General features: G+C 70.8%; 15 protein-coding genes. 3 read left to right on the forward strand and 12 right to left on the reverse strand.

Annotation, left to right across the window (positions count from 1 at the left end):
• Window positions 1–82: 82 nt before the first annotated feature.
• Window positions 83–607 carry a VOC family protein gene (locus ACYVLT_RS07650; RefSeq protein WP_461119414.1) on the forward strand — a complete coding sequence of 175 codons (525 nt, stop codon included), beginning with the start codon at window positions 83–85 and terminating at the stop codon, window positions 605–607.
• A gap of 99 nt (window positions 608–706) precedes the next feature.
• Here the strand turns inward: ACYVLT_RS07650 and ACYVLT_RS07655 are convergent, their stop codons facing one another.
• The 6 genes from ACYVLT_RS07655 to ACYVLT_RS07680 all read right to left on the reverse strand — a co-directional run bounded on the left by ACYVLT_RS07655 (window position 707) and on the right by ACYVLT_RS07680 (window position 5,605).
• Window positions 707–1,972, reverse strand: a complete 1,266-nt coding sequence (locus ACYVLT_RS07655) for a cytochrome P450 (protein ID WP_461119415.1) — start codon at window positions 1,970–1,972, stop codon at window positions 707–709.
• A gap of 8 nt (window positions 1,973–1,980) precedes the next feature.
• On the reverse strand, window positions 1,981–2,661 hold the full coding sequence (locus ACYVLT_RS07660) for a flavoprotein (RefSeq protein WP_461119416.1): 681 nt from the start codon (window positions 2,659–2,661) through the stop codon (window positions 1,981–1,983).
• A gap of 80 nt (window positions 2,662–2,741) precedes the next feature.
• On the reverse strand, window positions 2,742–3,212 hold the full coding sequence (locus tag ACYVLT_RS07665) for an ester cyclase (RefSeq protein ID WP_360455940.1): 471 nt from the start codon (window positions 3,210–3,212) through the stop codon (window positions 2,742–2,744).
• A gap of 46 nt (window positions 3,213–3,258) precedes the next feature.
• Window positions 3,259–3,696 carry an ester cyclase gene (locus ACYVLT_RS07670; RefSeq protein WP_461119417.1) on the reverse strand — a complete coding sequence of 146 codons (438 nt, stop codon included), beginning with the start codon at window positions 3,694–3,696 and terminating at the stop codon, window positions 3,259–3,261.
• Window positions 3,697–3,798: 102 nt separating this feature from the next.
• Window positions 3,799–5,136, reverse strand: a complete 1,338-nt coding sequence (locus ACYVLT_RS07675) for a methyltransferase domain-containing protein (protein ID WP_461119418.1) — start codon at window positions 5,134–5,136, stop codon at window positions 3,799–3,801.
• Between the two features lie 91 nt (window positions 5,137–5,227).
• Complete coding sequence (locus ACYVLT_RS07680) at window positions 5,228–5,605, reverse strand: VOC family protein (protein WP_461119419.1); 378 nt, start codon at window positions 5,603–5,605, stop codon at window positions 5,228–5,230.
• 248 nt (window positions 5,606–5,853) lie between these two features.
• On the opposite strand from ACYVLT_RS07680, the gene ACYVLT_RS07685 reads away from it, so the two are divergent.
• Window positions 5,854–6,708 (forward strand): NAD(P)H-binding protein, encoded by an 855-nt coding sequence (locus ACYVLT_RS07685; RefSeq protein WP_461119420.1) that lies wholly within the window; start codon window positions 5,854–5,856, stop codon window positions 6,706–6,708.
• Window positions 6,709–6,736: 28 nt separating this feature from the next.
• Here the strand turns inward: ACYVLT_RS07685 and ACYVLT_RS07690 are convergent, their stop codons facing one another.
• The 5 genes from ACYVLT_RS07690 to ACYVLT_RS07710 all read right to left on the reverse strand — a co-directional run bounded on the left by ACYVLT_RS07690 (window position 6,737) and on the right by ACYVLT_RS07710 (window position 12,539).
• Window positions 6,737–7,771, reverse strand: a complete 1,035-nt coding sequence (locus ACYVLT_RS07690; protein ID WP_461119421.1) for a helix-turn-helix transcriptional regulator — start codon at window positions 7,769–7,771, stop codon at window positions 6,737–6,739.
• Entirely contained in the window at window positions 7,764–8,585 is an 822-nt protein-coding gene (locus ACYVLT_RS07695; protein ID WP_461119422.1) for an SRPBCC family protein, read from the reverse strand. The genes ACYVLT_RS07690 and ACYVLT_RS07695 overlap by 8 nt, the downstream gene beginning before the upstream one ends.
• 216 nt (window positions 8,586–8,801) lie before the next feature.
• Entirely contained in the window at window positions 8,802–10,928 is a 2,127-nt protein-coding gene (locus ACYVLT_RS07700; protein ID WP_461119423.1) for a methyltransferase, read from the reverse strand.
• A 65-nt stretch (window positions 10,929–10,993) separates the two neighbouring features.
• On the reverse strand, window positions 10,994–12,091 hold the full coding sequence (locus ACYVLT_RS07705; RefSeq protein WP_461119424.1) for an FAD-dependent monooxygenase: 1,098 nt from the start codon (window positions 12,089–12,091) through the stop codon (window positions 10,994–10,996).
• A 1-nt stretch (window position 12,092) separates the two neighbouring features.
• Entirely contained in the window at window positions 12,093–12,539 is a 447-nt protein-coding gene (locus ACYVLT_RS07710; protein WP_461119425.1) for an ester cyclase, read from the reverse strand.
• A 137-nt stretch (window positions 12,540–12,676) separates the two neighbouring features.
• Between ACYVLT_RS07710 and ACYVLT_RS07715 the strand changes: the two genes are divergently transcribed.
• Window positions 12,677–13,471 carry a helix-turn-helix domain-containing protein gene (locus ACYVLT_RS07715; protein WP_461119426.1) on the forward strand — a complete coding sequence of 265 codons (795 nt, stop codon included), beginning with the start codon at window positions 12,677–12,679 and terminating at the stop codon, window positions 13,469–13,471.
• Between the two features lie 156 nt (window positions 13,472–13,627).
• Here ACYVLT_RS07715 and ACYVLT_RS07720 read toward each other — a convergent pair whose 3' ends face one another.
• Window positions 13,628–14,275, reverse strand: coding sequence for a DUF6073 family protein (locus ACYVLT_RS07720; RefSeq protein ID WP_461119427.1), 648 nt, complete (start codon window positions 14,273–14,275; stop codon window positions 13,628–13,630).
• Window position 14,276 lies beyond the last annotated feature (1 nt).

Here is a 14,276-nt window from a genome sequence, read left to right on the forward strand (position 1 = left end):
CTCGACTCGACCGTCGGCCGCATTTCGGCCCACACCGCCAGTCCGCGTTCCCACTCGCGACCTCCTCGCCAGGGCGTTCTCGGTGGCGCGTCCGCCCGCAGCGTACCGCTCGGCGATCGACCCGGCCGAGCCCGTACCGCAATCTCGGAGAAACTCCGTCCGGGAATGGCTTGTAGCTTTTTCCCGAGAGCAGTCCACGAATTCTTCTGCCGAGGAGGTCGTCGTGCTCGACGGTTTGGGCAGCGTGACCATTTTCGTGACCGACCAGGACCGGGCGGTCGATTTCTACACCAAGAAGCTGGGGCTGGAGCTGCGCCGGGACGATTCGTTCGGCTTCATCCGGTGGGTCGAGGTGGCCCCGGCCGGAGCGCCCACCTCCATCGTGTTGTTCCCGAAGGACAACCCGGTGTACCAGGAAGACCTGATGCGCGAGTTCACCGGCCTGCAGTTCGTCACCGCCGACATCGAGGCGGCGCACGCCGAGTTGAGTTCGCGCGGTGTGACGTTCACCCAGCCGCCGATGGCGATGCCGTTCGGTCGGACGGCGGTGTTCATCGACGACGACAAGAACCAGTTCGCGCTCCTCGAAGCACCCGGTGCGAGCTGACCGCCCCGATACCGCCGGTGCGCGACCACCGGCACGGAAAAGGTGGCGTGCCCTTCCGGTGAGGGGCACGCCACCTTTTTCACGGGCGGCCGGCCCCGGTCACACGTCCCACGTCGTGCGCAATTCGGTGACGCACCGGATCATCGGCGCGGGCAGGTGGTACTCGGCGGTGAAACCGGGCGCCAGCCGCAGCGACGGGATGCGCTCCAGCAGCACCTCCAGACCGATGCGCAGCGCGGACCGGGACCACCCGGCGCCCACGCAGTAGTGGATGCCGCGGCCGTGCGCCACGTGCTTCGCGCCGCTGGTCGTGGCACCGCGCCGGTCGATGTCGAACCGGTCCGGCTCGGGGAAGTGCGCGGGGTCCCGGTTGGCGGACACGTAGGACACCATCACCGTGGAGCCCTTGGGGATCGCCACGCCCGCCAGCTCGGTGTCCCGGGCCGCCTCGCGCGACAGCCACTGCACCGGGCCGTCCATGCGCAGGCCCTCCTCCACCGCGTGCTCGGCCAGGTCCGGCCGGCCGACCAGCCGCTCCCACAGCTCCCGCTGCTCCAGCAGCAGGTTGACCAGGTTGGCCATGGCCTCGGTGGTGTTGCCGTAGCCCGCGCCGTACAGCTCCATCAGGCCCCAGACGAGCTCGCCCATGGTGAGGCTCTCGCCGTCCTCGGTCCTGGCGTGCACGAGCGAGGACAGCAGGTCGTCGCGCGGGTTCGCCCGGCGGTCCTCGAACAGGGCCTCCAGGTAGCGCTGGTACTCGACGATCTCGCGTGCGGCGGCGGCCTGGTCCTCCAGCGGGTGGCCGGGGATGAACACCTTCACCCACAACCCGTCCCAGTACTTGATCTTGTCGTGGTCCTCCTGCGGCACACCGATGAAGTCGAGGATGGCCCGGTTGACGTAGCGGTCGGAGAAGTCGGCGAACAGGTCGGCCCGCCCGTCAGCGAGGAAGCCGTCGACCACCTCGTTCGCCACGGCCCGCATGTTCGGCTCGGAGTCCTTGATGCGGCCGGGCGACCACGCCTGCTGGATCAGCGAGCGCAGCCGGGTGTGGCCGGGCGGGTCGGACTCGTACAGGGTCTTGGCCTTGGGGATGCCCGCCTCCAGCTCCCGCGTGACCTCGATCGGGTCCTCCGGGCCGGTCTTGTTGCCGGACGGGTAGAGGTCGGGGTGTTCGAGCACGTCGACCAGGTCGCCATAGGTGGTCACGACGAAGACCTTCGCGGCCTCGTCGCTCACCAGCCACTCGTCGGAGGAGGAGTCGCTGACGAAGACCGGGCACTGACCGCGCATCCTGCGGTAGTACGAGTGCGGGTCCTTCGTCATCTCCTCGCCGAAGGGGTCGAACTGTGCGGGTTCTGACACGTCAGCGGTCATCGTGCGCCTCGTCTCGTCTCGTCGGTGGCACGCCGGCCGGCCGTCGCGAGTGGACCGGCCGGCTCACGCCCCGCTCGTGCGCCCTTCGTGACCGCGACCAGCTGGTCGAGGATGTGTTCGAGCGGGGGCATGACACCCACGGCCGGGTTCAGGTCCGACAGCTGGGTGCCGATGGTCGGGTCGACGACGGTGTAGCCGAGTGACGTCGCCGACTCGACGTTGCGGCGCACCGCGGCGCTGCGCCACATGGTCTCGTTCATGGCGGGCACCAGGACCACCGGCGCGGGGCTCGCGACGATCGCGGTGGAGACCAGGTCGTCGCAGATGCCGTGCGCCGCCTTGGCGAGCGCGTTCGCGGTCGCCGGCATCACCAGCAGCAGGTCGATGTCCGCGGTCAGGTCGAGGTGCGGGATGAGCGCGTCGTCGCTCGCCCGGTGCGTCTCGGTGTGCACCCAGCTGCCCGCGAACAGCCGCATGGTGTAGGGCGGCAGGAAGCGGCAGGCGGAGCGCGACATCATCACCCGCACCTCGCGCGCCAGCGACTGGCGCATCAGCAGGACCGTCTGGGGCATGGTCAGGGCGGCGGGTGATCCCGTGACGGCGACCAGCACCCGTTCGCACAGCAGGTAGGAGTCGTCCTCGCTCGGCTCTGCGTCCCTCGGCTCGGTCGCGCGCATCGGTGTCGGTGCCTTCCTCGTCGCCGGTCGGGCGGTGACGCCGGGCGCGGGGCGGGCCGGTCAGCCCGCCCCGCCCGCGATCAGCACATGATCGCGGGGATGAAACCGATCTCCTGCCACACGCGGACGTCGCTGTAGATGTCCCAGTAGCGATCGAGGATCGCCACCGAGCCGTCGTCGCGCACGCCCACGCGGGCGATGTCGACCGACTCCCACGCGATCGGCCGGCCCGACGGCCGCTTGCCCAGGTACGAACCGGTGTGCGTGCCGGTGCCGACGACGCGGGTCACCGCCCGGTCGCCCTCGACGCGCATGTCGACCACGTCCAGGCGCAGGTCGGGCAGCACGCCGATGAGGAGGTTCAGCAGCACCTTGACGCCTTCGGGGCGGTAGTTCGAGATCCGGCCCCGGTGCACCGCGTCGGCGGCCAGCAGGTCGACGGCGGCGTCCAGGTCGCGGTCGTTGACCGCTCGGATGAAGTCTTCGACCACGCCGCGCACGTCCTCGGCGGTGATCGTGTTCCGTTGCTCGACGGCCAGGACTGGGGTCATCGTGGATAACACCTTCTTCACGGATTGCGAGTGCCCGCGGCACTCGTCACGACATCTGGGCGAGGTAGGGCGCGGGCAGCGCGCCGATCTGGGTCAGCAGGTGCAGTTCGTCGAGTACGCCGCGGTGTTCGATGAACTGGTCACCCACCACGCGGGCGATGTTGATCGAGAAGAAGTCGACCTTCTTCCCGGTGTTCGACACACCCAGGTAGTCACCCGAGTGGGTGCCCTCGTACCGGATCAGCGTGGCCACCCGATCGCCCTCGGCGATCATCTCGACTATCGTCCAGCGCAAATCGGGAAACGCCTGCAACGTCAACTCGTACACGAACGCGATTCCCTCTTTGGGGTAATCGGAGAGGCGCGCGTGGTGCACGATGTCGGGGTGGAAGAACCCCATGATCCGATCGAGGTCATGGGTGTTGCACGCCTCGAAGAACCTGGTCGCCACGTCCCGGGTGTGCGCCGTGCGCGCTGACTCCACGCTGGTCACCTCTTCCTGCACCGCAGACTTCTTCTCACGTGCTCAATGGTGTGCCCAACCGGTCGTCCGATACTTCTCTCTGATTGCTACGCCGGTTTTCGATCACGACCGGCCCGGATCGCCCGCTTCGCCCGCGTCGTGGTCCTCCGCGCGCACGGCGGTGACGACCAGGTAGTTCGGCTCGCCGGTGGCGACGCAGTTGCGGCACACGGATTCCAGGAATGCGATGCCCTCTTCGCCGTACTCGCCGCCGAGATCGGCCGCGTTGTCCCGCAACGCCCGCGCGAGCTCCGCGTAGTACCGGTTCACGTGATCGGTCACGTCCACGATCTCCACCGGGTCCAAACCCGCGGCGCGGAACATCTCCACGTGCTCCGCCAGCGTGGGGAACGGGCTGTTGAGCATCGCCCGGCGGAACATCTCGTTCATCATCACGCGTTCACCGCGCAGCGGCTCCCGCTGGTAGAAATCGGTGAGCACGACCCGGCCGCCGGGCCGCAGCGCCCGGGCGACCCGGTGCAGCGCGGCCTGCCGGTCGGCCAGGTGCACGAACGTCTCGATGATCAGCGCGGCGTCGCACGAACCCGGCTCGACCGGGATCTCCCGCTGCACGTCGCCGTGCACGAAACCGACCCGGTCGGCGAGCCCGGAGGCCTCGACCCACTGCCGCGCCTGCGCCAGCAGCGCCTCGCTGTGCTCGACGCCGACCACGTGGGCGCCGGTGGCGCGGGCGAGCCGGGCGGCCGGCCCGCCGAGCCCGGAACCGACGTCGAGCACCCGGTCGCCCGCCTTGACGCCCAGCTTGCCGATGACCAGGTCGGTCAACGCGTCCGTGGCCTCGGCGATCGAGCTCGCGTCGTCGGCCGAGGTCCAGTAACCGCTGTGCGAGTTGCGGCCGGCGAGGGTGGTGATGAGCGGTCCGGACCGGTCGTAGAACGCGGTCACGTCCGCCTGCGCCGGCACGAACCGCTCCGGTTCCGGCGCGGCGAAGTCGTCCCACGGCGACCCCGTCACGGGCAGGCCCAGCTGACGGGGGATCACGTCCATCTCGTACAGGCCCCAGTGGTCGGTGATCCGCCCGTCGCGGACCTTGAACGCGGCCAGACCGGGCACCGCGAGGTGCTTGCCCGTCGGCGGTATGCCCATGTACTCGCCGGTGTGGTCGAAATGCAGTTCGATCAATTGGAACACCGTGTCGCCGTCGGCGATCATCATCTTGACCTCGATGCCGGTGCTGGTGAACCACTCGGTGCACTCGGCGAACCAGGAGAACGCGTTCTCCGCGCCCTGGTCGATCAGCCCGGACGGCAGGTGGATCTTCAAGTCCGGCGACACGTAGTCGCCCATGAGGTCGATGCGCTGGGCGTGCATGCACTTGACCTGGAATTCGCGCACCAGGTCCATGTTGCGCTCTTCGATGTCGGTGGTCGTCCGCGTCATGCTCGGTCCTTCCCGCGCGGGTGGTGACCACCGAGCCTATGAACGCGGACCGACCACCTTCTTCTTTCACATTGCTCTATGACATCTCGGGCTAGGCGCGCTGGAACACGAAGAACTCGTTGTCGTCTTGATCGAGGAATGCGGCGAACCACTTGCCGTACGGTTGCAGCTCGGGCTCCTTGGTGAACCGCACGCCGCGTTCGCGGTAGGTCTTGTGCAACTCCTGGATGTCGTCGGTCTCAAAGGCGATGTCGGTGTAGCGCCCCACCTTCGACGCGTCACCGACCGGGAAGTCGGCGGTGGCCAGCGACAGCGTGGTGGTGGCACCCGGCGGAGCCACCTCGATCCACTTGAAGTCGCCGCCTTCCTGCAGGTCACGGACCTCGAAGCCGAGCTGCTCCGTGTAGAACCGCAGTGCCGCGTCCTGGTCGCTGACGTACACGCCGATCTGCGCAACGTTCATCCGCATGCTGCTTCGCGCTCCATTCACACCGATGCGAGGACCCGTGACCTGTCCGAATGGTCGCCGAACAATCGTGGCGCGATTCGGCCGCCACTCGCGTACAGGATGCCACAAGGGTCACAACGGCACAGTGTGAAACGCCGTCGGGAACCCAAATAGCAATCTGGAAGAACTCTCAGTCCATAAGCGTCACTACGCTCGGCGCTCCGTAGGGCGTGCGAACTCGCCGTGTTTGTTTGCGATAGGAGGACGACATGATCTTGGTGACGGGCGCCACCGGACCGGTGGGCAGCCACGTGGTGGCCCAACTCGTCGCGGCGGGCGAGCAGGTGAGGGCGCTCACGCGCGACCCGAAGAAGGCGCGGCTGCCGGAGGAGGTCGAGTTGGTGGAGGGCGACCTGGCCGACCCGGAGACCCTGAAGCCCGCCGTGGACGGTGCCGAGCGCCTGTGCGTGATCCTGCCGACCTTCGGCGCCCCGGAAACCCGGACCTACGACCGGAACCTGTTGCAGGCGGCGCGGGGCGGCAGCGTGAAGCACCTCGTGCGGCTGTCGGTGATCGCGACGCAGGACGACGGTGCCGTGGACGCGCACACCAGCTTCCACCGCGACGGCGAGCAGGCCGTGCGCGACTCGGGCATCCCGTGGACGTTCCTGCGGCCCGGCCAGTTCATGACGAACGCGTTGTCGTGGGCCGAGACGGTCAAGACCGAGGGTTTCGTGCGGGAGCCGTTCGCGCACGTGAAGCAGGCGCCGATCGACCCCGAGGACATCGCGGCGACGGCGGTGACCGTGCTGCGGTCCTCCGGGCACGAGGGCAAGGCCTACCCGCTGTCCGGTCCGGAGGCGCTCAGCATCGAGGACCAGGTGGCCGTGCTGGCCGGCGTCCTCGGGCGCGAGCTCAAGACCATCAACGTCCCGCCGGACGTGGCGAAGGCCGAGTGGCTGAACGAGGGTTACCCGGAGGGCATGGTCACCGGGATCATGCGGCACATGGCGGACGAGAGCGGTGTCCACGGCGTGGTGCACCGGTCGGTGGAGGAGATCACCGGCAACCCCGCCACGTCGTTCGAGCAGTGGGCGCGCAAGAACGTCGACTCGTTCCGCTGACCCGTCCCGCGGCACCCATTTCTCCAGGTCAACCGCGGTCGGTCGCCCGGAGCTCGGCGGCGATCAGCAGCGGCAGGGCGAGCACCAGCGGTGGATCGGTCGCGCGGCGGGCGCCCAGCGCCAGGTGGAACGGCTCGGTGTCGGCGTTCTCGCCGTCGCGCACGACCACCGGGGTTCGACTGGCGCCGACGTAGCAGCGGTCGGGCCGGTCGGCCAGCAACGCCTCGGCGACCGTGGCCAGCGGGTGGAAGCTCATCGCCAGCGGGTGGTAGTCGCCGTCGTCGAGGCCGCCGAACTCGGCCACCCCGGGCGCCGCCATGATCGCGCACGCGGCGGGCCGCTCCTGCGGCACGCCGGAGCGGAACAGGCCGGTCACGACCGGCGCGGCCGGTGATCCGCCGGTCACCACGCCGGTCACCTGGACGTGGGCGGGCACCGCCACCACCGGTCGGATCTCCTCGACCAGGGCGGCGAACGACTGGTCCGCGAACTTCGCGAAGACCTTGCGGAACCGGCGCGGTGACACGCCGACGAGCCGGGTGAACTGCGTGGTGAACGTGCCGAGGCTGGTGTAGCCGACCCTCATGCAGATCTCGGTGACGCTGAGGGAGGTGTTCGCGAGCAGCCGCTTGGCCTCCAGCATCCGCGCCGCCGCCAGGAACTGCGCCGGCGTCGCCGAGGTGAGCTCCCGGAACACCCGGTGGAAGTGGAACGGGCTGAACCGCGCCTCCCGGGCGAGCGCCCGCAGCGAGTGCCCGGCGCCGACGTTGTCGGCGATGGACCGGATCGAGCGCAGCACGGCGGCGGTCTGGTCGATGGCGGTGCGGTCGGCGCCGGCCGTGTCGGGACGGGTGGGATGGCCCTCCCGCGCGGAGTGGCTGTCGCGCGCGTGGCCGTCCCGAGTGGAATGGTCGCGGGTGGAGTAGCTGCCGTGGGTGGCGTGGCTGTCCCGGGTGGAATGGTTGCCGTGAGCGGAGTGGTGGCCGTGGGCCGAAGGGTTGTCTTGGGTGGACCGGTCGCCAGGAGCGGAGGATCCGCGCACCTCGGCTGTGCGGTCAGCCATGCCCGTTCCGGGCGATGTCGCCCGCCTTCCGGAGCGCGGCGGTCCAGGACGCGGCGAAGCGGCGGCGCAGCTCGTGCGCGCGCCGGTCGGGCAGGCCGGTGGCGCCCCAGCCGGAGTGGCTGAACGCGAGCCGGTCCGCGTGCTCCAGGTGCTCGACGGTGACCGTGCACGACGTGGGCCGCCGCGCGCCTGGCACCTCGACCGCGAAGTTCACCCGATCAGGTTCGGCCCGCCACTCGGTGAGCCGGAACCGGCGGGGTCCCTCGTCGTCCACCACGAAGAACCAGCTCGGCTCGAACCCGTCGGTCGCGACGGGCAGCCACCGGTACAGCTCGTCGCCCGCCAGCACGGGGAACGCGGCCCGCGGCAGGTCGATCGAGCCGTCGATGTCCTCCCGCCACCCGTACCGCGTGGTCTCACCGGTCCTGAGGTAGCGCTCCAGCCGCTCGAAGAAGTCCGTCCAGCCCGCCACCATCTGGTCGAACTCGGCCGGCGTGCGGTCCGGTTCCCGGTCGACCACCTCGACCTCGGTGCCGTCGGGCAGCACGGTGACCGACCACCGGATCCGCGCGACCGGCCCCAGGCCGAGGAAGCTCCACTCGAAGTCGAGCCGGCGCCGGTCCACGATCTCGACCGCCGTGGCGGTGAAGAAGTCGCCGTCACCGAAGTCGACGCGGTTCTCCCGGCCGACCTGCCACGGCCGGTCGAGCTCGCCGAACCACCTGGTGACCTCCAGCGGATCGACGAGGGCGCGCCAGGTCGCTTCGACCGACCGCTCGACCCTCGTCCGCACCCGGACCGCGGACTCGCTCACAACGCCCTCCCCGCAATGTCGCAACATATTTATGAAGTAATCTACGCCCGAAGTGCGGACTCTGTCAGGTCGGGGAGCCCGAACCACACAATCGGCACATCGCACTCGGCCGGATCACCACCGAACGCGACCGGCCCGACCGACGGCGGTCGTCGGCCGGGCGGGCTCGGTCGCCAGAGGACGCTGCTCCGGGCGCGGGCTCAGAGACTCGGAGACTCAGGGGCGCAACGCGAACAGCGAGTTCTGCGGGCTCCGCACCGGCACCTCGACCACCGAGTGGAATCCCGCCTCGGCCGCGAGTTCGGCGAGTCTGGGGTAGGGCAGGCCGAGCGTGCCCAGCGCCGGGCCGCCGTCGGCCAAGGCGGTCGGCACGCAGTACAGCGTGCTGGTCGCGGCCAGGATCGTCCCGAGTGGACCGGCGTTGTCGCGGGGGTCGGCGGCGGCACGGCTCTCCAGCACCAGCAGCACACCGCCCGAGGGCGCCAACGCCTCGTGCGCGGCGCGCAGCAGCGCCGCCGGGTCCGGCGCGTCGTGCAGCACGTCGAACATCGTCACCAGGTCGAGCGGGCCGGACAGCCCGGTCACCGCGTCGACGTTCTCGAACCGCACGCGCTCGCCGACACCGGCCTGCTCGGCGGCCTGCGCCGCCCGCTTCACGTTGGGCGCGTGCAGGTCGAAGCCGACGAACCGCGCGTGCTCGAACCTCCGCGCCAACGCGATCAACGCCCGACCGCCGCCACTGCCGACGTCGGCCGCCGCGCCACCCCGGTCGAGCCGGGCCACCACGCCGTCCACCGCGGGCAGCCAGGCGTCGACCAGCTGACCGTCCAACCAGGTCGCGCTCATCCGTTCCATGGCGGCGGACAACGAGTCCGGGTACCGCTCGTGCGCGATGCCCTCACCCGTGCGGAACGCCTCCGCGACGTCCTCGACCATCCGGGCCATCGGCGTGAGCAGCTCGTAGCCCGCGCCGAGGTGGAAGGGCGAGCTCTCGAACGCCAGCACCGCGGCGTGCGCGGCGGGCAGCCGGAACCGGCCGTCCGCGTCGTCGACCTCCAGGTAGCCCGCGTTCGCCATGCCCCAGGACCACTCGCGCACGTACCGCTCGGACAGCTCCGTGCGCGCCGCGAGCTCCTCGGCCGTCGCCGGGCCGCCGGCCAGGGCGCCGAACAACCCCAGCCGCACGCCCAGCGCGCCGAGCAGCCCGGTCATCGCGCCGCCGAGGTCGTCCATCACCCGACCGGCGAACCCCGCCGCCGCGGCGAAGTCGAAGGCCGGCTCGGCGTGCTGCTCGGCCTGCCCGCCGCCGACGGACCAGCCGTGCGGCCCGACCGGCCCCTGCCTCGGCCCGCACAGCATCTGCGCCCGGCCGGCCGCGTTGATCCAGAAGTTGGTGAGCAGCCTGCGCTCGGTCACCGGGTCGGCCAGGTCCAGCCGTTCCCAGTCGAAGTGGAAGACCTGGAGCAGGCTCTGGCCGAGACCGGCGGGCTCGATCCAGATCCGGCCGCCCAGCGCCCGCTCCCACGACGGTCGGCGCAGCTCGAACTCCAGGTGCGGCAGGTAGGAGGGGAACTCCTGACCGCTGTCGACCACCCTGGTGACGCGCATCCGCACCGTGCCGCTCGCGTCGCCCATCACCAGCGTCAGCTCGTCTTCCGGCGCGAACGAGCCGGCGGAACGCTGGAGCCAGTGCTTCACCGCGCCCGGGCTGGTCAGCAGCTCCCAGGCCTCGAACGGCATCATCGGCAGCGGTATCTGCAGGTACGGACCCATCCGCCGCCACGGCCACCGGGTGTTCGAGCCGGTGCGCAGGTAGGTGGCGAGCTGGTCGAGGATGCCCGGCCAGCCCATGCCGTTCCACGACCGCCAGTCCGACGGCGGGTTGGTCGCCTGCTCGGTGACCGTGACCGCGGTGCCGTCCGCGCCGGGGGCGACGGTCCACGTGACGGCGGTTGCTGGACCGATCCCGTTCCAGCGCCACAGGTGGTCCAGCACGCCCGGTTGCAGGCCGATCGGCGGCGTGCTGCGGCTGGTGGAGCAGTAGAAGAACTCGCCGTCCTCGAAGTCCAAGGTGGACTCACCGCCGCGTGCGGCCCAGGAGCCGCGCGCGACCGCCAACCACTCCCGGAGGTGGTCTGGATCGGTCAACGCGGCCCACACCCGGTCGGCGGGCTCGGGGATCGTCACGGTGCTCACGAGGCGTTCCCACCGGTCCTGCACCATCGGGAAGGCGGAGCCGCCGAGCGGGGTGAACGCCGCCGCACGTGCGGTGAGGTCGAAGGACGGGGGAGCTGGGATACCGGCGAACGCTCCGCCGGCGGGTACTTGGCCGGTCGTCGTCATGGTCCGAGACTGGCACGGGTGGCCGGCGGTAACTTCTCGAAGCTTGCGATGTCGACGGGGGCCGGTCAGCGTGGCGGCGCGAACAGCGCGCGCAGTTGCCGCAACTGCACCGCCGTCGGCATCGCCGAGATCATGAACTCGCGCACCCGGCACGCGATCGGGTTGCGCCACGCGCCGATTCGCGCGAGCGCGCGTGCCTGCGCCGTCGCGGCGTCCGCGCGGCCCCGTCTACCGTCCTGATAGGACTTGAGCGCGGCGGCCGGTTCGACGCCCGACATCACCCGGTCGGCCAGCACCGCCGCGTCCTCGAACGCCTGCGACGTGCCCTGGCCCATGTTGGGCAGGCTCGGGTGCGCGGCGTCGCCGACGAGCACCACCCGGCCGCGGCTCCACGCGGGCAACGGCTTCGCGTCGCGCACGTCGGTGACCACGATCCGGTCGGTGGGCGTGGCGGCGAGCAGCCGCGGTATCGGGTCGTGCCAGCTCGTGAGGTGCTCCGGTGGTCGGGGGCCGCCGTGCGGCGCCGAGGCGAACCAGTACACGCGGTCGCCGGGCAGCCGCCAGACGCCGACGGCCGAGTCGCCGCCCATCGTGAGCAGGCCGGCGCACGGCGGCAGCCGGTGGTCCACGACCGCTCGCCACACCCTGAACCCGCTGCGGCGCGCCGCGTCCAAACCGGACGCCGCACGCACCACCGATCCGACGCCGTCCGCCGCCACCACCAGGTCGGCGGTCACGGTTCTGCCGTCGCGGAACGTGGCCGTCGCCCGTTCTCCGTCGGTGCGCGCCTCGACGCAGTCCCACCCGAAGTCGACCGTGTCCGGCGGCAGCAGGCCGTGCAGCGCGTGGACGAGTTCGGCCCGGTGCACGGCGGTGCCGTTGCCGCCGACGGACTCCATCGCGTCGGACGTGACGACCTGCAACGCCCGCCCGTCCGCGGCGTGGATCGCGATGCCGTCGGCGGGCAGGCCGCACGAGCGCACCACGTCACCGGCACCGAATCGGTCCAGAGCGGCCAACCCGTTGGGCCACAACGTCAATCCCGTGCCCTCGGCGGTGATCCCGGGGGAGCGCTCGTAGCAGCGCACCGACGCGCCCGCGCGGAGCAGGGCCAGGGCGGTCGCGAGCCCGGCCGGTCCCGCGCCGATCACCGCGACGCGCACGTCAGGCCAGGATCGCGGTGAGCAGCCCGTCGTCCACCAGGCCGAGCTGGTTGAGGAAGTGCAGCTCGTCCATGACGTTGCGGTGCTCCACGATCCGGCCGTCCACGATGCGCAGCTCGCCCATCACCTGGACGCGCACCTGCTTGCCGGTGGCCGGGATGCCCTGGAAGTCCTCCTTGTGCGTGCAGGTCGCCGTCATCCGGGCGAACAGCAGGTCGCCGTCGGCGGCGAGGTCCTCGATGTGGAACCGGAGGTCGGGGAACGCCTTGCGGAAGCCGCCCATCAACCGGGCCACGTCGTCGCGGCCGTAGTCGCCGAACCGCCCGTGGTGCACCATGTCCGGCGACCACACCGAGAGCACGGCCTGGAAGTCACCGCCGTTCATGGATGCCACGAACCGCCGGAACAACTCCTTGTTCGTCGCCTCCACGCTGCCCGCCTCAGCCATGGCACACCCCGTCTCGTCCGTGACCTTCGTCCCCTTCGGATGCTAGGGCCGTTCCGCCACACCACTCTTCTCGCGTCTTGCTACTTTCACGTTGCCCACTTTATAGATACAACTTCATATAGCTACGCTTCGTGGTCATGACAGCTCCCTCGCCGGTGGCGCAACTCCACGTCGATGCGGTGACGAGGGTGGTCCGCCACATCCGCGAGGAACCCGGCGCGCCGCACCCGCTGGCCGAGCTGGCCGCGGTCGCGATGCTCAGCCCGTCGCACTTCCGCCGCACCTTCTGGGAGGTCACGGCCACCACGCCGGCGCAGTTCCTGACCGCCGTCCGGATGGCCGTGGCCAAGCGGCTGCTCACCGAGACCGACCTGTCGGTGACGGCGATCCGCGACCGCGTCGGGTACACCAGCCTCGGCACGTTCACCACCCGGTTCAGCCGGCTGGTCGGGGTGTCGCCGAGCGCCTACCGCCGTGCGGTGGCGCGGGTGGGCGGCCGGCGGATCGGCAGCCTGCTGGACGTGTCGCGGGTCGCGCCGTTCCCGCGCGCGGCCGTGCGCGGTGTCGTGCTCGGCGGACCGTCGCACCCCGCCGTGCTGGTCACCGGCCTGTTCCCGGCGGGTATCCCGGCCGGCAGGCCGGTCGGGTGCACGGTGCTGCCGCTCACCGAGCAGGACGGGCGCCGGGTCGGCATCGCCGTCCAGGAGGACGGCGACTACCAGGCGTTCGCGGTGTGCCTGGCCGAGCGGACCACGATCGTGCGCGCGCTGTGCGCCGATCCGCAGGAGCACGTCGGCTCGGCGGAGGCGCCGGTGGTGGTGCGCGGCGGACGGGCGGAGGAGCCGTTCGAGGTCCGGCTGCACCGCGCCCGCCCGTACGACCCGCCGGTGGTCCCCGCCGTCCCGCTGCTGCTGGCCCTCGGTCGCACCTAGGGAGTCCGCCGTCCCGCTGTTGCCAGCCCTCGGCCGTACCCGGGGAGTCCGCCGTCCTGCTGCCGGCCCTCGGCCGTACCCGGGGCGCGCGGACGCGGTGCGAGGCCGGTGTCCCGCCGACCCCTCACCGCGTCCGCCTGCCGACCGGTTCGTCGACTACATGGCTTCCTTGGCCAGGTAGCCGCCCATCCGGAACCGGAGGCTGGTCACGTACGCGACCGGCGAGCCGTGCAGGTCGCGCTCGTCGTGCAGCGGCAGCATGCGGTAGATCTGGCCCTTGCCGGGCGAACCCGCCGGCGGGATCTGCCGCACGTCGTCGATCGTCAGGATGATCGGCTCCTTGTTCACCAGGCGCATCCCGAGCTTGGGCATGTCGAAGATCGCGCCGACGGCCATCCGGCACGCCTTGGCCGACGGACCTTCGCCCGCGTACGGGTCGAACGGCGTGCGGATCTGACCGGTGGACAGGGCGTCCGGGTTGAGCGTGACGGTGATCTCGCCGAGCTCCTCGCTCCGCCCGACCATCTTCATCTCGATGAGGTTGGTGTAGACCTCGGCGTTGGCCCACTCCTTCGACGTCGGCTCCGACCGCACCACGCGGACGTAACCGTCGAACTCGACGGTGTACTCGCCGACGCCCGGCACGGCGAACGTGTCGACCGAGGTGATGCCGAGGTTGTCGATGCCCCGCTCGGGCGGGGTCCACGGCACGACGTTCGTGCCCTCGTACAGGTTGGGCACGCCGTCTGTGGTGACCGGGCGGCCGTAGACCACGGTCGGCTGCTGCGCGGACGTTGTCATCATC

Source organism: Saccharothrix stipae (genome assembly GCF_054781895.1).